The sequence below is a fragment of the Paenibacillus sp. IITD108 genome, from assembly GCF_036541265.1.
Taxonomy (GTDB): domain Bacteria; phylum Bacillota; class Bacilli; order Paenibacillales; family Paenibacillaceae; genus Pristimantibacillus.
On the sequence record NZ_JAZHCT010000004.1, the window covers coordinates 42826 to 61925 of the forward strand.

At 42.8% G+C, this 19100-nt stretch carries 15 protein-coding genes and 1 pseudogene; 5 read left to right on the forward strand and 11 right to left on the reverse strand.

Annotation, left to right across the window (positions count from 1 at the left end; genetic code table 11):
* Nucleotides 1-57 precede the first annotated feature (57 nt).
* The 5 genes from V1L65_RS04565 to V1L65_RS04585 form a co-directional block, all read right to left on the reverse strand.
* Nucleotides 58-933 (reverse strand): carbohydrate ABC transporter permease, encoded by an 876-nt coding sequence (locus tag V1L65_RS04565; RefSeq protein ID WP_331697897.1) that lies wholly within the window; start codon nucleotides 931-933, stop codon nucleotides 58-60.
* An 11-nt stretch (nucleotides 934-944) separates the two neighbouring features.
* On the reverse strand, nucleotides 945-1913 hold the full coding sequence (locus V1L65_RS04570) for an ABC transporter permease (protein ID WP_331697898.1): 969 nt from the start codon (nucleotides 1911-1913) through the stop codon (nucleotides 945-947).
* A gap of 273 nt (nucleotides 1914-2186) precedes the next feature.
* On the reverse strand, nucleotides 2187-3758 hold the full coding sequence (locus V1L65_RS04575; RefSeq protein WP_331697899.1) for an extracellular solute-binding protein: 1572 nt from the start codon (nucleotides 3756-3758) through the stop codon (nucleotides 2187-2189).
* 257 nt (nucleotides 3759-4015) lie between these two features.
* Entirely contained in the window at nucleotides 4016-5452 is a 1437-nt protein-coding gene (locus V1L65_RS04580; RefSeq protein ID WP_331697900.1) for an L-fucose/L-arabinose isomerase family protein, read from the reverse strand.
* Nucleotides 5453-5470: 18 nt separating this feature from the next.
* Nucleotides 5471-8503 (reverse strand): glycosyl hydrolase, encoded by a 3033-nt coding sequence (locus tag V1L65_RS04585; RefSeq protein WP_331697901.1) that lies wholly within the window; start codon nucleotides 8501-8503, stop codon nucleotides 5471-5473.
* Nucleotides 8504-8861: 358 nt separating this feature from the next.
* Between V1L65_RS04585 and V1L65_RS04590 the strand changes: the two genes are divergently transcribed.
* From V1L65_RS04590 to V1L65_RS04605, 4 genes are all read left to right on the forward strand, one after another.
* A complete protein-coding gene (locus V1L65_RS04590) occupies nucleotides 8862-9656 on the forward strand; it encodes a helix-turn-helix domain-containing protein (protein WP_331697903.1) in 795 nt (264 codons plus the stop codon).
* A gap of 359 nt (nucleotides 9657-10015) precedes the next feature.
* The gene (locus V1L65_RS04595; protein ID WP_331697904.1) at nucleotides 10016-10870 is read left to right on the forward strand and encodes a septum formation initiator family protein; all 855 of its coding nucleotides are present in this window, start codon (nucleotides 10016-10018) and stop codon (nucleotides 10868-10870) included.
* A 120-nt stretch (nucleotides 10871-10990) separates the two neighbouring features.
* Nucleotides 10991-11530: a cupin domain-containing protein gene (locus V1L65_RS04600; RefSeq protein ID WP_442955668.1), complete on the forward strand. Its 540-nt coding sequence runs from the start codon at nucleotides 10991-10993 to the stop codon at nucleotides 11528-11530.
* Nucleotides 11531-11679: 149 nt separating this feature from the next.
* Nucleotides 11680-11877: a DUF6199 family natural product biosynthesis protein gene (locus V1L65_RS04605; protein WP_331697906.1), complete on the forward strand. Its 198-nt coding sequence runs from the start codon at nucleotides 11680-11682 to the stop codon at nucleotides 11875-11877.
* Between the two features lie 406 nt (nucleotides 11878-12283).
* Here the strand turns inward: V1L65_RS04605 and V1L65_RS04610 are convergent, their stop codons facing one another.
* Both V1L65_RS04610 and V1L65_RS04615 read right to left on the reverse strand, forming a co-directional pair.
* Nucleotides 12284-13069, reverse strand: coding sequence for an aspartate dehydrogenase domain-containing protein (locus tag V1L65_RS04610; RefSeq protein ID WP_331697907.1), 786 nt, complete (start codon nucleotides 13067-13069; stop codon nucleotides 12284-12286).
* Between the two features lie 285 nt (nucleotides 13070-13354).
* Complete coding sequence (locus tag V1L65_RS04615; RefSeq protein WP_331697908.1) at nucleotides 13355-13774, reverse strand: hypothetical protein; 420 nt, start codon at nucleotides 13772-13774, stop codon at nucleotides 13355-13357.
* A gap of 307 nt (nucleotides 13775-14081) precedes the next feature.
* Here V1L65_RS04615 and yjcZ point away from each other — a divergent pair, with 307 nt between their 5' ends.
* Nucleotides 14082-14213, forward strand: a complete 132-nt coding sequence (gene yjcZ, locus V1L65_RS04620) for a sporulation protein YjcZ (RefSeq protein ID WP_331697909.1) — start codon at nucleotides 14082-14084, stop codon at nucleotides 14211-14213.
* 373 nt (nucleotides 14214-14586) lie between these two features.
* On the opposite strand, the gene V1L65_RS04625 is transcribed toward yjcZ, so the two are convergent.
* From V1L65_RS04625 to serA, 4 genes and pseudogenes are all read right to left on the reverse strand, one after another.
* Nucleotides 14587-15165: a hypothetical protein gene (locus tag V1L65_RS04625; RefSeq protein ID WP_331697910.1), complete on the reverse strand. Its 579-nt coding sequence runs from the start codon at nucleotides 15163-15165 to the stop codon at nucleotides 14587-14589.
* A 98-nt stretch (nucleotides 15166-15263) separates the two neighbouring features.
* Nucleotides 15264-16721, reverse strand: coding sequence for a hypothetical protein (locus V1L65_RS04630; protein ID WP_331697911.1), 1458 nt, complete (start codon nucleotides 16719-16721; stop codon nucleotides 15264-15266).
* A 418-nt stretch (nucleotides 16722-17139) separates the two neighbouring features.
* Nucleotides 17140-17346 (reverse strand): annotated as a pseudogene (locus tag V1L65_RS04635) (YggS family pyridoxal phosphate-dependent enzyme); the annotation flags it as partial.
* A gap of 26 nt (nucleotides 17347-17372) precedes the next feature.
* Entirely contained in the window at nucleotides 17373-18965 is a 1593-nt protein-coding gene (serA, locus tag V1L65_RS04640; RefSeq protein WP_331697912.1) for a phosphoglycerate dehydrogenase, read from the reverse strand.
* Between the last annotated feature and the right edge of the window lie 135 nt (nucleotides 18966-19100).

Here is a 19100-nt window from a genome sequence, read left to right on the forward strand (position 1 = left end):
CATGCTCCTCTCCACATGCTCTTTAAAGATTAGTACGTGGAAGAGATTGTGTAAAGATTAACCTTTCACCGAGCCAAGCAGTGCACCCTTAATGAAATGCTTTTGCAAAAATGGGTAGACGATCGCAATCGGAAGCGTTGCGGTAACGATCGTGGCCATCTGCAGACCTTGCGGCGATGTATCGATTAAGTCCAAGCCGCCCGACGCGGCTAATGCATCCGTCGTATTATTTTGGGCCACTAATACATACAGGTATAGCTGCAATGTCCGAAGACTGGCATCCGTTATATACAGCAGCGGTGTATAATAGTTATTCCAGTGGCCTACGGCATAAAAGAGCAGCAAGGTTACCATAATCGGTGCCGACAATGGAACGGCTATCCGCCAGACGATGCCATACTCTGATAGTCCGTCTACCTTGGCTGAATCGAACAGCTCCTCGGGCAGCCCGCGAAAAAAGGTAATGCACAAAATCAGGTTAAAGGCCGATATCGCCGCTGGTATAATTAATGACCAAATGGAATTCATCATTCCCATCGATTTAACAACCAAATACATCGGGATAACAGGAGCATTAAAAATCATTGTGAAAATAATAAACAGCATGTAGGGTTTCCGGCCTTTAAGATCAGTCTTGGACAACGGATAGGCAGTAAGCGTTGTAAGCGCCAAATTAATAATGGTGCCCGCTACTACTACAATCAGCGTTATTTTAAGCGCATTCCAAAACAACGTATTGCGTATGACAAGCGCATAATTATCCAGATTCATATTAACCGGCCAAATTCTTACCATGTTATGGGTAAGTGCATAAGTCGAGCTAAGCGAACCGGAAATAACATGCAGCAGCGGAATAACTACAATTGCGCTGATCAAACACAGAAAGATAATATTCACAATATCGAAAGCTTTCGCTCCAATTAATTTATTCATCCTCTTACCTCCTAGTACAATCCTTCATCTGTCAACCATTTGCTGATCTGATTAGCTGCAATCAACAATATAAACCCGACAATCGATTTGAAAAATCCGATCGCGGTCGTCAGACTGTACTGGCCGTTCATAATGCCTGCCCGGTACGTATACGTGTCTAATACGTCAGCTACGCTATAATTGGCAGGGGTCAAAAATATATATATTTGCTCAAAGCCTAAATCAAGCACATGTCCCACCTTCAATAAAAGCAAAATGACAAACGCCGGAAGGATGCCCGGGAACGTGACGTGAACGAACTGCTTCCAGCGATTCGCTCCATCCATGCGCGCCGCTTCATATAAGGAAGGACTAATACCTGCGATAGCCGCCAGAAAAATAATGGAGTTCCAGCCCATTTCCTTCCACATGCCTGCACCAACGATAATGGAGCGAATGTAGCTGTTATTTTGCAGAAAATGAATTTTTTCGCCGCCCAAATCAGCAATAACACCATTAACCATCCCCATCTGCGGCGATAACAGCATGTAGATAAAGCCGAATACAATCGTCCAGGACAAAAAGTGAGGCAAATACACAATTGTCTGCACAGTGCGCTTGAATATAGATAACCGCACTTCATTCAGCAAGCATGCAAGTAAAATCGGCGCCGGAAAGGAAAAAATCAGCTGGTAAAAACTAATAATCAACGTATTGACCAGCAATCTTTTGAACTGCGGATAGGAAAACAGCTGATCAAACCATTTAAGCCCAACCCAATCGCTCTGCCATATTCCTTTGAATATATTAAAATCTTGAAAAGCGATGATGCTGCCAAAAATGGGGACATATCGAAATACAACAAAGAAGATAAAGCTTGGTATTAACATCATATAAAGCGGTTTGTTACGAAGCACATATTTGAAAAATGAAGATAATCGTGATTTGTTCATACTGGAAGCTGCCAGCGAATTCTGTTCTAAAGTGTACTGCTCAGCCATGCTCTCTCCCCTCTCCACCCTATTGAGATTGTCGATTAATTGTAGATAGGGCAACAAGCAATTGAAAGGGATGCTACTGCGATCAAGTTTGGGATTCCGACCGCTGTTGCTTCTCCATTCCCAATCTTGCTCTCCGTTCTCCTTTCTTATTGCTTATCAATAGTTGCCCACAATTAATCGATACTCTCCTATTTCTCATCAGGTGATAAAGTCCAGGGATAGCACTGGAGCTGTGCTGATCCCTTTACTTTTCACACTTGTCTAACCGTTCTATTATTTATTTTCATTGTACCAATCGGTCATTTCCTTAATTGCGTCATTGCCGCCCTGGCTGCGCCACTGTGCTACGAACTCGTCAAAGTAGTCGAGCGGCTTATCGCCAAGAATAATTAGTGTTGCGGCCTCCAGCCATAGCGAGCCTGTGTTTTTAAGCTCCGGATTGTCATTGTAAGCTTTCGGAACAGGCATTGCAGCGGTAGGATTAGGCAGTCCTTCCTTCAGGGCCACGTCGATTCCTTGCTTCATTGCTTGGAAGCCTTCCTCACCTTGCCTTGCTTTCTCTACCTTCTCGCTAAAGCCATGAATCCCAAATGCTGCTCCGCGCCAATCCCAATTTTTGGACTTGTCGGCTTCCATATCATAAGTATAAATCTCGCCATTTTTCGTATAGGTTTGACCCTCCAAGCCTAGCGCCGACCAAATTTGCCCTTCGTCAGAGATTAGCCAATCGTACATGCTGATGATCGCTTCCGGGTTTTTCGCCGTATCAAAAATAATAAATGTTTTATTGACAGCCGTCTCCTTCACGCCAACCGGGCCTTCATAGCCTACTCCTTGAGGTGTTGGAATCGCGATGACTTCCGTCTTTTTATCCGGCAAAAACTCGAGCAGCTGATTTCTCCAATGATAGCCGTTCTGCGAATTATGCACCCATGCTCCAACCAGATCGGAATTAATCTTCTGTGTCCAGATTTGGCTTGAATTTGTTAAAAACTCAATGTCCAGCAGCTTTTCTTCATACATTTTTTTAAAGAATGCCAACGCCTGCTTCATATTTGGATGAATGATGCCAGGAATCATTTCATTCTCGTACATGATCGTCGAATCAGGGTTTACACCAAACATGCCGAATAGGTTATCGCCCCAGCTCAAATTTTCACGCATCGAGAACGGAATTTCATCCTTCTGCTTGTTCCCGTTAGGATCGTTGTCACGGAATGCACGCAGCATATCGAGGAACTCATCTGATGTTTTTGGAATGTCTAAATTCAAAGCATCCATCCAGTCCTTGCGAACAAAAATCATTTTGGCGGCAGCAGCTGCAGTCGGCTGCGGTATGCCCATAATTTTTCCTTGGACGGTTACCGCATCCCAGCTGGATTGCGGTATTCTTTCTAATAAATTCGGGCCATATTCCTTCAGCAGATCATTCAGTACGAGCGCTTTGCCGCTGGCTACTGTCTCATCGCCTGCAATCCCCCATGTTTGAAACACATCTGGAATGTCCCCGCTTGCAATTTTCAGCTTCAGCTGCTCAGCGTACCCGGAATGTGTAATGGCTACCGGATTAACATCCACTTTTGTTTTTTCAGCCATATATTTGATTACATCAAGCTCTTTTAATTTTCCAGTAGGCATCGGAATGTTATGGTCAGAGAAAAAAATCGTAAAGCTTGCCGGCTCCTTAGAGGTGGCAGCCGGCTGATCAGAAGCAGGCGCCTGTGTGGAGCCCGAATCAGCTGACGGCTGATTGCCGTTTTTATTGTTACTTCCTTGCCCGCAAGCAGATACGATAAAAATAAGCGAAAGCAAAAGCAGTAGTGGTACTTTAACCAATTTCTTCAAAGAAAAGACCTCCCAGTATAGGTTTTTAATGCTAGCTTGTTATGTTCGGAGCGATTGGTAACGTTTTGCTCCTTCTATTTATAATCATAAATAACGTCCAGCTCATTTCACAGTTGGTCAAATACTGATCTAGTAGGGTTTTATACAGATATTTAATCGGCAGATATCATGCAAAAACTTTCCCCTGCAAAGAAAAAAGCTGCTCCGTTCGGGGAATAACCCTTCCCCTACTTACGGAACAGCTCTCTATGTGGCTGCTAAACGATATACAATTCCAGATTCATCAAGCTGGCTGTCTTTTTCAGTTGGCTGTTCACATGGCCAACGCCCAGCGCGAAATGATGTGTCGGACCTGCCATGCACCAGGACTCCACAAATTCTGCCGTGCCTCTGTTAAAATTACATCTCGTATTTGTATTTCCTGTACGCGGAATGGCTCCTTTGATCGACTCCCCTTCAGTAGCAATAAGACGATAGCTTCCATCTTGATTTTGCGAAATGGACAGCAGCGTGACAGGTCCTGCCTTAATGCTGAATTCCACGCCGATACCGGAGCCGCTTTTGCCATGAAAGAGGTCAAGGCCGCGAATAATAGGACGTCCATCGCTAATATTGACATGATGCGGGCCATCATGGCCAACCAAAACAATATCGTCATGAAAATCACAAGGGTGCAGCTCCGAGAAGGAGCCCCCTGCTCCAAGCCGATCCATGATCATCATCGCCGCACAAGTTTTCAAGTCGGCCTCGCCGGCAAGCGGCACTCCCTTGCCCGTCAACAGTGAATTGCCGAGCGTCATATTGGAAGCGATTCTTTCATACTCATTGCCGTCCAGTCCGCGGTAATAGTAAGCCATCCCCACAAGGTTCTGCTCTACAATCAAGCGGTCCATGCCAACCGCCACCTTGGCCGCCCACTCCAAATCCTCCGGCTTCACTAATCTTGTAATCGGATCAATATAAGGCTCGGCAATTTCAAATACGCTATGAATTTCATCGAGCTTATCGTTTATCTGCTGTTTGGTTGCACTATGGACCATTTTGGCCAGATCGCACATTTCAAGCATTTGCACATGAGAGCCGAAAGAGGCAGTAAAAGCGGTCGGATCAGAATGCATATCGTACATGCCTTCGTAAGTGTGGCCTAAATATCCTATTTTAGAACGCTTGAACGCACGCTTTACACTTGCTGCCCGGCACCACTCCTGAAGCTCCCTTCTCGCTCTAGGGTCTTCGTTCAACGTCCCCACGACCATGCCCGCGGCAGGCTTGCCTGTTCTCAGCAGCACTCCGCTTACTTCCGGGAGCGCACATACATTATCATTCACAAGCTGCATATACGTTGTCGTATTTGCATAGTCGAGTGCATGACGCGGCTGCAAGGCAACAAGCACAGTCGGAACCTCTGCATTCGTAATGACACCCGTTGCGACAGCTGACGTTACATACGTGCTTAAGTAGCAAAAGAGCAAATCGAGATCGCTGTTTTTCAGCTTTTCTGCCGCTGTAAAGGAGGTGGCCATATCATCCACGAAGCCTGCTGATACTATCTCTACCTCATAGCCTTCTATAATTTGCTCGAACTGTCTGCCATACCCCTTCAATTCCTCCTCCAGCCCTGGAAATTGGCTCCAATACAACCTATGGCCAATCGTAACAATCCCGATTCTAGCTTTTTTACGAATGATACCCATAATAAATTCTCTCCTTTCTTATTTTGCCTGTTCAGCGGAATATCGAATGATTTGTATGCCAGTTAACCCATAAGCTATAAAGAAATAATCATCCGTCCAAGCAAGAGTATCCTCTGTCCTCTTGTTGTACCAGCCAGGGTATAGCATTCCTTTCTCTGGCAAACGGCGGCCGGAAAACGATTCTTCGCCGTAACTGTAATCCATCTCGCCCTTTGGATGATGATGCGGCCCCAGCAAATTTCTGAGCGTATTGATGACTATAATTTCGATTTCATTTTCTCCCGCAGTTACCATTGCTGTAATATCTGCATTAAACGGTTTCCACGCCAGCTTGGCGGCTTCCTGACCATTGATTCGAATGACCGCCATGCAAGCTTCCAGACCAGATAGAGCAATCCCAATTCGCTCAGATGCCTCCAGTCGATCTGATAAAACTTTTGTCCTGTACATCATAGCTCCTGAATAAAAAGGGTAGCCTGCCTCGGGCCAGCTTGCGCCATCGTTAACAGTTTCCTCTCCGATATACATATCCGGTTTCAAGCGAATACAGCGATCACGCTGTGGTTTGTCTGACACAGCCCAGTAAACTGCAAAATCTCCGATTAGATAGATCGACTCCAGCTCTACACCGGGAATGTTTTGAAAGCGATTGGCGTGAAAAAAATTCGTTTTTTTCAAAGGCTTAAATTCCCGCGAAATTTCTATTTGGTTGCTGCCTTGAACAATATAAGAGCTAATATCAACGGGAAGGAAAGACGGGTCTGTGTAATAAGGAAGCCCCTCATAGCAGACATCTCTATCATTCACCCTGATCGTATAGTCCTTCGCATGCTCAATAACCGCTGCTATATACGAAGGGATGGACTCAGCTTGAAATTCAAAGCATAAAGAAACTGGCCCCTCGTAGTCTTCCTCCGTTAAAATCTCCTGAACCGCAATAACAGGAATAGCGCTGGAATACAGCTGACTGCCTTTTCTATAGCGGCAAAAATCTAATGTCAGCGCGTTCGGATTCACCCGCTTCATCGTCATCTGCCCAGCAGGAATAACTATGGTGTCTGTAATTAATTGTTCAGTTACGGTTGAAGTTGTTAGACTCGCAAACGCTTCGGATGCCGGGTTAAACAATAGCACTCTCGATTCCCAAGGCTCCAGCGCGAAGCTTACCTTCACCCCTTCGCAGCCAATTTGTTCATTCCGCAGTCTGCTCAGCTCGCCATTATCCAGATGATATTGCTCGGCCGACTGGTACTCTTTTGCATGTAAAACAACGTTAACCTTACACTTCTCATTCGTATTGATCATATAAACCATCTGCTGATCTTCAAGACTCCGTTCCTGTATCCATATGGACTCCAAGCCTTGTTCAGCAGTAATCCGAATTTTGCGGTCAAGCCATTTATCTGCCATTGCTTTTAAGGCTTCTATTGAGTGATCTATCAAGATCGCTTTATCCTTCAAGCGGCGAAGCGCTTCTGACGGCTCGCAATCTACCAGTTCAGGGAACGATGAAGTCGATGCCAATATCCCGCCCCCGTCAACAAACTGCTCAAGCAAGCGGAGCGTTGATTCGCGCAATGTGAAAAGCATAGGCAAAATAATGATTCGATACGACATCTGTCCAATGTGAAGCTGACCGTCTGCATCGACATACGCTTTTTGCTCCATCACATGCTCATCGCCATAGTCGTAGCCGATTTGAGCCGAAAGCAAATTGCCGCTTAGCTCCGTCAAATGAGCATTCATAGCAAACACATCTTCTGTTTTCCGCTCGCCGAAGTCATGCGGCTCATAGAGGCCATAAGCAGATTCGATTGGATGCAGAACGAGCACATCAGCAGCGAATTGTCCCTGATGCAGCGCATAGCTGAGTCGGGCGAAATAATCGGCCGCATAAGCATATTCGCCCCACCATGGCTGCTGTTCTGACAGATGCGGGACATAGATGCGCTTGCGTCTGCCGCGCATGGAGTAGAAGGAGCCATGCAAGCAGCGATGATTAATGCCTAGAACGGCCATGTATTCAGCGATTCGCTTCTGATCCTGGAACGTAAGCCCTTGCGAGCTGACTCCATACATTTCTGACAGAACCGTTTGCTTCCCTTCCTGATGAGCGACGCTCGAGCATTGCTTCGGTGTCATAATAAAGGGAATGCTCATCTCGCCGGATCGATCCAGCGCTGTCCATCTCAGATTGCCTGTCAAATGATCAATGCCCGGCAGATGCATATAAGAGTACAGCGGCATAGCCGACACGGTAAGACCAATTTGCGAATCAAGCCTATCCTCTCCCATTAGATGGCCGCTGAATTGAAGCCCTCTTTCGTCACACCAATGAGAAACCTGCTCGAAATAAGCCTCTATAAACATTTGCAGCAGCGTTCGCCGGTAATGATATCTCACCTTATACGAAGTATCTGAACGTTGAAACAATGCAGGTATATGTTCCTCCAAACGATACCCCCACATTTCCTTAAATCGAATAAGCAATGGCTCCGACCAAGGCATTTGATCCGGGGAAAACTCGGGCTCATCTACCCACACAGAAAAAACAGTTTTGCCGAAATCTTCATGCAGCTGCTGCCATGCCTCATCGTAGGCTTGCTGCAAATAAGAGCTGACTGCTTCATAATCCAGTAAATTGATATAATTATTTCTGAATCTTCTGACATATTTGAACTGATTATCCTTATACAGAACTTGATCGTCCGGCTCCATTTCCTCATTGTCATGCAAGGCTGCTATTACACAAGCCCGATGCTCAGGCTTTAATTCCGGAATACCGCCCGGCATATAGCCGGCCTGCAGATAAACCTTCATTCCAAGCTTGCCGGCATGGTCGACAATGGTACGCATTCTGGCATGGAATTCCTCACTCAAATATTCCGTGTTCAAGCCATCAAAGGTTCTTGCGATAATCGAGCCGCATCCAGCCTTATCCATATTGTCCAGCTGCCTAATCAGCTCTTCATCCTCTAAGCGGTCATTTAAAAACCATAGATTTACACCGCGGTATTGCTTTTCTGGTGTCTTAACGGGAGTAAATGACACTGCTGCCCCTCCTTCATCCGAGTAGAATGCCTTAATCATAGAGGATGGCGCTGCCTCAAAACAATGAACTACGTTTCTGTTTTTTGAGTAATTTTACGATTCAAGGTGAAACGGCTGTCGCCGTCCTTATGGCGATCGATCGCGTGTTTCGTATTTTTTGAAACCCTGCGTTTCTATTGGCTTGAATATGCTATATTATCAAGATAGAACGTCCCTGTCGTCCTTAATCGAGGACGTACGGTTTCTTCGAGAATTCTAAGAGCAAGTTTATAGTGAAAACTTATAAATTCTTAGAATTATAGAAGAAACGCTAAGCGACCTTAGCCTAAAAAGACGTCGTTATAAGGGGGGAAAGCCTGTGTTGGAGCCAATCGCTGTATACTATGAGTATTGTGATTTTGATTGGAAGGTTACCGAGAGAACGATAGAAAATCATCTACTTATTTTTATAACAGATGGCATGATGGACTATTTTGTAAACGGAGAAAAATTCACATTATGCAAAGGGGATGCCTTGTACGTTCCGATGGGAGCTCTCCGTTCAGCCAGACATATGGCTAAGCAGAAACACGAAATGTATGTCGCACATTTCCATTACGAGAAGGAATCTTACACTCTTCCGGTACTAGAAGAGTCGTTGGGCCGCCAAGCCGCAATATTTAATCAAGCCTATTATAGCCAGCGCTTTTCCCTGCTTACCCAGCAATGGCTACGCAAACATAACTTTTATCAGGTCGCATGCCACTATAATTTATTAGAGCTGCTTACACTGCTTAATATTGAGCTAACCCACCAGGAAAACCCTGCTGCCAACAATTTGGTTATGCAAATTCAAGAATATATCGCAGACCATTACCGTGAAAAAATCGAGCTGAAGAAGCTCGCCAAGCTTGTCGATCGCACGCCCAGCTATATTAGTACGGTATTTCATACCGTAACGGGACAAACCATTACCGAATACATACAGCAAATCCGTCTATCCGCCGCTCGTGATTTGCTTACAAAGTCTCATATGACCATCGGAGAAATATCCAATTATCTCGGCTTTTGCGAGCAATCCTATTTCAATAAAGTGTTTAAAAAAGCGATAGGCGTACCCCCGTCTGCTTTTATGAAGGAGCATAAGCAAAAATCATCATTCCAGTCAAGATGAAAAACGTGGACCTTTTTGATGTTCCCGTTGAGAAAGCTATGAATGAGGACAATTAATTTCTCGCTGGCAGGGTATCCCTTACGGCCGCTGTTGTCTTCACGAAATTTTGTTATAAGTTAATGAATAAGCGGATATTTCGCGCAGACAAAGGCGGACGCTATCGCTCCTCCAGTGGATACCCTGCCCACGTGCATTTGTCCAATCTTCCTTTATAGCAACTCGCGGGACCTCTTAGAGTCCCATTTTTGTTTCCGCATGAACTACCACATATAGTAAAACTTTTAGCGCTGGAGTATAATCAACTTGCTAACATTACCCAACAAGTACCTCAGCCGATGGGGAATTAAAAAGGTGAGTATGTGAGAAGTTTTATTTCTCTTTTTATTATTTTTATACTTATTTTGACTGGATGTAGTGCTACAGGTCCTAATCTTTCGGCAGCCTTGGAGGATTCACACGCGCAAATTGTAAAACTTCAAGAAGAAAACGAACAGCTGAAAAAGGAAATAGAAGAACTAAAAAATGGTCCTGAAAAGCTTTTGGCACGAGCCAAACATTATTTTGAAAATAAAGACCTCGAAAGCATCAGCTCAACAATGGAAACACTGGCGGATAAGCATCCTGAGGCTCAAGAAATACAGCTTGTGCAAGAGATGATCAACACGCTAACGACTGAAAAAGAAAAAGCTGAAGCTGAGCAAAAAAAGAAAGTTGAAAAAGAAGCGGCTGAAAAAAAGAAGCGAATTGCCGCCGCAACTCAAAAAATGCGCAGTAACCGTGATGAAGTAAACGGGATTACTTGGTATCGGGACAAAACAACGACTCAATATGTGAATGCAAAAAGCTTTCATATTTATTTTGGTAAATATGATGATAACACCGTCATTTCTCCTCGTCTTAAAATCCAATATTTTGGTGACCAATGGGTTTATGTAGATAAATACATTATTAAGGTGGATGACGAAAAATTTGAACTCTATCCCGGGTCCGATATTAAAAGAGACAATGATACTAAAGTGTGGGAGTATTACGACACAAACATGGGGACAAAGGATTGGGAAATGGTAAAGAAGATTATATCCTCCAAAAAAACGACGGTCAGGCACCAAGGCCAATACTATTATGATCACGTCGTTACCGATAAAGAGAAAAAAGCTTTGCAAAACACGCTGGATGCCTATGAAGCGCTCGGTGGAGAAATACCGACCGGCTAATAAATATAAAAACACGGAAGCCTAAAAGTTCCCCTTGTTTTTTAACATTGTGCATTCCCTGGGCATAGGATATCGTATTACTCTTTGAAGGGAATGAGCAGGTTGTATCACACCCCATTCATGTATCCATATGCTTATCCATGTCCACATATTTATAACTGTGGAAGAGCCCCTATCGTTTGGGCGGCACCTCAGCAAATAAACTATGAATACTGGCAGTTTCATCGTCAATTAGCAATCAGGGATAATCGTATTGAATTAAAGGACTATGGAAAAAATCCCTTTGTTATAAATATTGAGGAAGCTGCAGAGCAAAATGATACATTTCGGACCGCTATATGGACGGGTGATCATTTGCAAGTAACTGTAATGAGCATTAATGTTGGAGAAGACATCGGCCTGGAGGTTCATCCGAATGTCGATCAATTTTTGCGTATTGAAGAGGGGGAAGGCATCGTTCAGATGGGGAATACGAGCGACAATTTAACCTTTTCAACAAATGTTTATGAGGATTATGCGATTATGGTCCCAGCTGGAACATGGCATAATTTAACCAATACAGGCAATAAACCGCTGAAGCTATATACCATATATGCACCGCCTGAACATCCATTCGGTACGGTACACAATACAAAAGCAGATGCAATGGCAGCTGAATAAATTGATTTCATAAAAACGGGGCCCGACAAGGTCCCGTTTTGTCCTATTCATCCCATCCATCACTTTGAAATATACATAAATAAACAAAAATGAATATTTGAAACATTCCGATTAACCGCTGCGTATTATTCGTAAAGGAGATGATGCTCATGATTATCTTTGCGATTCTTTTTGTCATATTGGCAATTCTGAATATACTTTTTCCAGCTTTCGGCTGGTACCTTCGCTATGGCTGGATGGTCAAAGGCGCTTCAGAACCGAGTGATGCCTATTTGCTCATGAGCCGAATCAGCAGCATAATCGCCCTGATTGTATTTCTCTTTGTATTTGTCCCCTTACTTTTTTAATTAGGAGAATGATGATATGAGTAAAATGAAGAAACACACCGAACGCTCATCTTTTGTTCTTGATCTGTTTCTAGAAGTAGTAACGCTATTTCCACGTCTAATTATAAACTTTTTCAGATGGTTGTTTTAATCGGATTAGGGTCATATTCACGCTCCTACGTTATAGACGATAACACCGTTTTTCATTCTCTAACGGTCGTAATAGAGCTTATTTCGATGTTTTTGCATACTCTGGATTTTTAACGGTTGTGCCAGCGCTTATTTTGTGTATTTCAATAAATTTTTGCGTTTTTTGCTAAATTAGCTGCTGGTGCAACCGTTAGAATTCCAAACGCCTCTTTTTGATGCAAATAGCCACTGGTACAACCGTTAGAATCAAAATGAAAAGGACTTTCTCACCGAGCTATTAAAATACAATTGGTGATACGATGTTTCGCAGCACTGCGACTACACTCCAGCCAGCAATGTTACATGTTCTGGAATAAATATTAAGATCTGTTTTTACTTCTTCGCCTTCAATCTCGATCTTATATTCATCCCCTCTAAATCCGGGAACTGCATCGATATTCAAAGTTGTCTGTTCAGGGCCGGCACTGGCAAGCGCTGTAGCAACCGCCACATTAAAGTGAAACGGTAACATTTCAATAGCCTCTTTCGTATTTCCGCTAAAGACTTGCTCTGGCTCTGTAATATTCATTAGCTCCTCTTTGAAAAGCGGAGTGTAATACAAGGAACGTAATGATTTTTTAGATGTCATGGTTGCTTTGATCGGGCTCATTAAAGCTGCTGTACGTAGAACATCAAAGCCGCCAACTGCACCGCTAGCAATATAAACCTTTGTATTATGCTCGGCTGCGGTTGCTTTTACACGGTTATATAGCTCAGCGTCCGCAAAAGCACCGATAGACAATACTACCAAGTTGGATCCGCCTTTTAAAATGGTTTCGCTGTACTCTCTCACCGCTTGCGGAGAGGCAGCCTCTGCTATAATATCCGGTTTTAGTGCCAAAAGCTCCTCTATACTATGGCAAGGCTTGCAGCTATGACGATCGGCAAAAGCCTCTGTCCGCAACGGATTCCTCCCCATTGCCCCAACAAGCTCATATTCTGGAAGATAACCGTTATGTAAAGCAGCTGCAACAATTTCATTTAAATATCCGCAGCCTAAAAATGCTAACTTCATTTTTTTCATAGTCTCTACTACTCCTGTCTTTTCTTTTTTATATGCATAGCAAAAAAGCAACCCTGGAATAACCAAGGATGCTTGTAACTCGCTCAAGTTACTTTCAAAATCTATTAGAATCCCTTTTACTTTCTAGGAAATACTCCTGCTGCATGTTCATCAAGCCGCAGTTACTATACTAGCAAGTTATATAGTAATAATCAAGAAGCTAGCTAAATTTTGGAGCATCCAAAGAGAACATAAACTCTTCATTATAAAATACTTCTATTTCCAGATCCTTTTTCGCAGCTTCACTTAAAAGATATTCTTGGCCGGATAATTCCATATGATTGGAGTAGTAAGCCATCGGAATGTATATTTTTTTGATGAAGACTCTTCCTCCAAAACTGAAAAGCCTTTTATCCATCCCCCTACATTATGCCCATGAATTTCTTGTGTCTTTCCTTTAAAAACCAGCCAAAATCCAATTTCATCTTCATTTTCTAATGGAATGTTATTCAATATTACTACGATCCCATATTCCACACCCAAGTATTCCCTTTCATCTTCATTCATACTTACTGATCTCATTTTGATTTCGGAAATCTCAATGTTAGAAGTTTGTAATTTGAATTCAGGTCCATTCATTTGTGTAGGTGACTGCTTATCACATGCTGCGATCGAAAATGGAAGGAACAACGTAAGTATGTAGAAGAGTGATCTTTTAAAATACATTGAAATGTCTCCTATTCCGTTTCGATAATTTACTTCAACAATCCACGTAATAATTTTTGCACGTTGAGTTAATTATATTGCCGCTCAAGGGCTTGGGAAAAAGGCGTGCGGGGCATTGTTGAAGAAATATAATTTTACCATATTTGTTTCAGAATGGGTGTTCAATTTTTGCAACATCTTTTTGTAAGCTTTTGTTATGTCATCTAAACTACTATCACGGTTTAAATGACCCACTACAAACACCCAGTCACATAGTGATAAAAGTGCATATATTATCGTGTACTAACACACAGGAGGTGAGGGCTTAGTGGGTGCTGTAGGTGGTGTTGGTTTTGGTCATAACAACTTTGGCTTTATTCTTGTACTCTTCATTCTTTTAGTTATCATTACTTGTACTTGTGGTTTATTTGGCGGCGGATTCGGTGGATTTGGCTTCTAATTTTCTGAATGCCCCCAACAAGTAAGTTACCTTCTTATACTTTTCGCCCCCAGGCCCATTCTTTGGGCCTTTTCTCTGTACCTTGGCGTGAGAGATGTCGATTAATTGTGGATAGGGCACCAAGCAATAGAAAGGGGTGCCACTGCGATCAAGATTGGGATTCCGACCGCTGTTGTAGTCCAATTTTTTTGATGAAATACCCCCTTTAAAGGATAAAATTGGCCTACAAAGGCGGACGCTGCCGCTTTCTCCATTCCCATTCTTGCTCTCCGTTCCCCTTTCTCATTGCTTATCATTAGTTGCCTACAATTAATCGACAGACTCTTATAGCTCGTCTGTAGGAACTTATTGGACAGCTACTTTCTCTAAAACATTATGGATACAAATGATCCATTACGTCCTTTTTTAATTTTTCGTATTGCGTGTTACCACTCGACATTAATAATTCCCTCTTGTCAGTATTATCGACATTGAATTTGCCTTGTTCCAGGGAGTTTACCCAATATGCTTTTCTTTTATCATCCCATTTTAAAAACAGGACATATTTTCTTTGAGGCTCCATTTTTATATAATCTTCGTAATTGAATCTAGTTACTCCAGGTGCAATGCCATTGCTAACCGTATATGTTGGTTCTAATATTTTAATGATTTCCCCTTCTTTTAACAAAATACCACCTTGTTCTTTATGTCTGTTTTCGAAAACCTTGTTTATTTCAACTTCACTCGCAGTATAGCCAGTGGAATACCCGCTATTTTTATTTATTATATTCTTAAAATTTTCAGTTGCAGTTACTTCTAAAACAATATCAGAATACTTCAATGCGTCGTCGTATGTTTCGAAAATAATATGATCTGCCGAAATGGTAGCAGCTTTTTCTACTGTATTATCGGCATATATATATATGCCTGCAATAATTAGACCTATTATTAACACAGCAGTTTTTATTTTCATAATTCAATACCCCCATCTCGTTGTAAAATCCATCCGGCTCCTTATTTCTATCCTAATCATATCATGGTTTAACGAAGCTTGGGCTTCGAAACTAATAATCATAATATACGAGATTTTGATTTCTTTTTCCGCAATTTGCTCATCAACAACTTGCCTGAAGTCGTTGCAATTAAATAAGCCGAGAGTCCAATCCCGCCCACTGCAGTAATTAGAGATACCCATTCAAGAAATGTGTACGTAGAAATTTCCTTCCAACCAATAGGGGATTCCCAGTCCTTGATAACCAAATTCATACCATAAATCCCAGAAACCACAGTGAAAACAGTTAGAAAGAACAGGAGCATATTCATTCTGGCGGATGTATCTTTTTCTTGACTTTTATATAGTTCATGCAGTGTTTTGTTCACCTCTTTAAAAAGGTTGTCGATATTGAATGCTTCCCGAAACATCTTCGAAAGTTCTTTACCTTCAGATCTTGTACTCACTTCTTGGAAGAAGTACCAGGAGGAAAATAATGTTATGAACTTGATAAGTGACTTGACATATTCATCATCTTTTTCCCAATCGATTTCACTGTATTCATAAGAAATTCGAAGTAACATAATTTTATAGAAGTAATGCAAAAGAAAGTTATAATAATGGGTTCCCATATATTGACTAAGCTCCCTCGATATATCTTTAGGTAGGACGCTTGTTGCTGTTATATATGCATGTTCAGTCACTATGGTATAGGAATTGGGTGCCCATCGATCATGTAAGTGATGATCCAAATAACGTTGGATATATTCAGGATTATTTGCTGAGATGAACTTCTCCCCGGTAGGGGTCCTCCCATCCAGAGTTCCCATTCGATACAATTGATCCTGGGTCATTTGTGATCCTTCCTTGCTGAACAGAAACGCTGAAGCATACATTCTTTCGTCATTAAAAAAGGGGAAAGAACCAAAATACCCCTTCAATTTTTTTTCATGCAGAATAAACCCTTTCAAAAATGGACAAAGATGTTCAAACAAAAGTTCATTAATAGACAAATGACTGCCACTTTCACTACTGACGATAACCGCTCCTTGTTCTTCTTTCAGTTTCGTTTCGACCGCCCTGAAATGATTCATAAAATCGAGAACATCTGAAAGCTCTGTTCCTAAGGTCTTTAATTGGACTCTAACAGTCAAAAAAGCTATTCCGAAAGGTCCTAAAATAATATCTACACTACGGATAAAAAACGGCATGTGAGTACTTCTAAGTTTAAAATTAAATTCCTCCGTGAATGGCTTTGTATATCTGTGAAATCCGTGCTCTTTTAAAGAGCTTGGAAAAATTTTATTTCCGACATAAGGAAGAAAGTTTTGTTCAAGCTCTTTTCCATTAACTACAATTCCTTCTCCGTAAATGTCCATTCCGCTTAATTTTTCATCCATTTGAAAATAGCTATATCCACTTTTTTCCAACGTTTGTGAAAAATCATTCTTTTTTCTGTCATTATAACCAATAGGAAGAATGAACGACATATGTGAACGTTGAATATCCAGTTTATTAATTAAAACAGTTTTTTGCATAAACATACATCCTTCCACCATTGAAAATTGGTTATACGGTTAACAACATATGAAAAAAGAAACACCCTTGGGATATAGATTTTTTGAAAACTGCTGACAATAAATAGTTGCGGTAAAGAATACTTCGCTGAAACAGAAAAATATTCTATTTGATATTAATGCTATTAATCTATACCCTTATTCATAAAAGATAAACCGCAATGATTGTAATTCTTGATAAAACATCTACACAAGTTTATTAATACATGATAAAAGGAACACAAAAAAAGCCTCTCAATAGTTTGGTCAACTAATGAGAAGCCTCTATTCATTTTACCTAATGTGGGGAAAATGTGGGGAATTGCTGTTCCCCACTCCCCAACCCCCTTAAACATCAAGGCTTTTTATCCTATATTACATCATGCCGCCCACTGCTGCATAAGCGGAACTTGTCCCGCAGTTCCTGCGCTTTGTTTTCCCCGAACAACGTTTCACCCGCTTGTATAGCGATTTGCAATTTTCCGAGTGGTACGGTTTTGGTCGCGAGCAACAATTGCACATCCTCGATCTTGCGCCCCGATGCCTGGCAGGCCAATACCATCTGCTGCTTCACGGTTCTGAGATTGTCTTCAACCAGATGCCCCATGACTCCCACCCTCTTTCTACAACCATCTAGTCAAAGGTAATTTCTCTTACGCGCTTGATTTCCGGGATGGCGTATAACGATTCCATCACGTTTTTGGATGTTTTTTTATCGATTTTTAAAATCATGACCGCTGAACCGCCAACTTCGTTGCGTCCCACTTGCATCGTGGCAATATTAATGCCGTTATCCCCGAGCAATGTTCCAACACGCCCAATGATGCCTGGCCTATCCATCTGCGAAATTAACAGAATATATCCTTCGAGTGAAAGCTCAACCGGATAGGGACCGATTCGGACAAGGCGTCCTCCGACGCCGGGCAGAGCAGACCCTGTCACCCATCTCTCCTCGATTGTCGTCTTTAATCGAAGCGTAATGTCATTGGATGAGCTTTGGGTTAACAATGATTTACGCTCCACAAGGTGAATATCCCGAGCTTTTGCCAAGTGAACGCTATTAACGACATTGACTTGTTCCTTGCCGAGATGGTGAGAAAGTATCCCCTTCAGCACATAAGGGATGAGCGGCGATATATCCAGATCGGCAAGCTCTCCTGAGCATTCCACTGTAACCTCGCGTACGGCGCCATCGGTCATCTGGGCAAGCGCATTTCCCAGTTGCTCGCACAATATGAAGTAAGGTTGTAATTTGTTCAGCAGGTCGGTCGGAACGGCCGGCATATTGACTGCATTCTTAAACGGCTCATGCCTCAGAATATGGATCACTTGCTCCGACACGTCAAGGGCTACATTCTCTTGCGCTTCCAAGGTAGACGCACCCAAATGCGGGGTAACAATTATATTGGGATGCTGTAAAAACGGGTGATCCGGCGCCGGAGGCTCGTGTTCAAATACATCAAAAGCGGCACCTGCTACAATCCCTTCATCGAGCGCTTCAACAAGAGCCGCCTCGTCAATAATTCCTCCTCGGGCGCAATTAATGATGCGCATCCCCCGCTTCATGACGTAAAATTGCGGCCTGGCAATCATATGATGCGTTTCATTCGTTAGCGGCGTATGAACCGTCATAAAATCAGCTGTCCGTATAATCTCATCGACTGTCGTAAGCTTAATGCCCAATTTGTTTGCCCTTTCTTCCGACAGAAAGGGATCGTAGCCGATAACGGTCATCCCGAAAGCCGCTGCGCGTTTCGCCACTTCGATCCCGATACGGCCAAGCCCGAGCACGCCGAGTGTCTTGTTTCGCAATTCAACGCCAAGGAATGTTTTGCGATCCCACTGCCCAGCCACAGTTTTGGCGTAAGCTTGCGGAATATGCCGGGCGAGTGCCATCATCATCGCAAACGTGTGCTCGCACGTCGTGACCGTATTGCCGTCAGGCGCATTAACCACGACAATCCCCCGGCTCGTTGCAGCATCCAAATCAATATTGTCCACGCCGACTCCTGCCCGGCCGATGACCTTCAAGTGAACGCCGGCTTCCATGATGCGCCGGGTAACTTTCGTCTGCGAACGGACGAGCAGCGCATCGTAGGAATGGATGATGGAAACAAGCTCCTCCTCGCTAAGCCCCGTTATCTTTGTAACCTCCACATCATTAGCGCTCGTCAGCTGCTGCAATCCAAAATCACTGATCGGATCCGATACCAAAACTTTAAACATCGACATTCCTCCTTCTGTTGATTATGAACACTATGCTTGCAAGTATACCAATAGTTGGACTGGTAATATATATCCATAAATAATGTTTTCGAGCAGTCCAAAAGAATCTATGCGAAACAAACCCGGACACTTCGA

Coding starts and splice junctions, on each gene's coding strand:
- V1L65_RS04565 (WP_331697897.1), bottom strand. CDS start 933: ATGAATAAATTAATTGGAGCGAAAGCTTTCGATATTGTGAATATTATC.
- V1L65_RS04570 (WP_331697898.1), bottom strand. CDS start 1,913: ATGGCTGAGCAGTACACTTTAGAACAGAATTCGCTGGCAGCTTCCAGT.
- V1L65_RS04580 (WP_331697900.1), bottom strand. CDS start 5,452: ATGGGTATCATTCGTAAAAAAGCTAGAATCGGGATTGTTACGATTGGC.
- V1L65_RS04600 (WP_442955668.1), top strand. CDS start 10,991: ATGTATCCATATGCTTATCCATGTCCACATATTTATAACTGTGGAAGA.
- V1L65_RS04605 (WP_331697906.1), top strand. CDS start 11,680: ATGATTATCTTTGCGATTCTTTTTGTCATATTGGCAATTCTGAATATA.
- V1L65_RS04610 (WP_331697907.1), bottom strand. CDS start 13,069: ATGAAAAAAATGAAGTTAGCATTTTTAGGCTGCGGATATTTAAATGAA.
- V1L65_RS04615 (WP_331697908.1), bottom strand. CDS start 13,774: ATGTATTTTAAAAGATCACTCTTCTACATACTTACGTTGTTCCTTCCA.
- V1L65_RS04625 (WP_331697910.1), bottom strand. CDS start 15,165: ATGAAAATAAAAACTGCTGTGTTAATAATAGGTCTAATTATTGCAGGC.
- V1L65_RS04630 (WP_331697911.1), bottom strand. CDS start 16,721: ATGCAAAAAACTGTTTTAATTAATAAACTGGATATTCAACGTTCACAT.
- serA (WP_331697912.1), bottom strand. CDS start 18,965: ATGTTTAAAGTTTTGGTATCGGATCCGATCAGTGATTTTGGATTGCAG.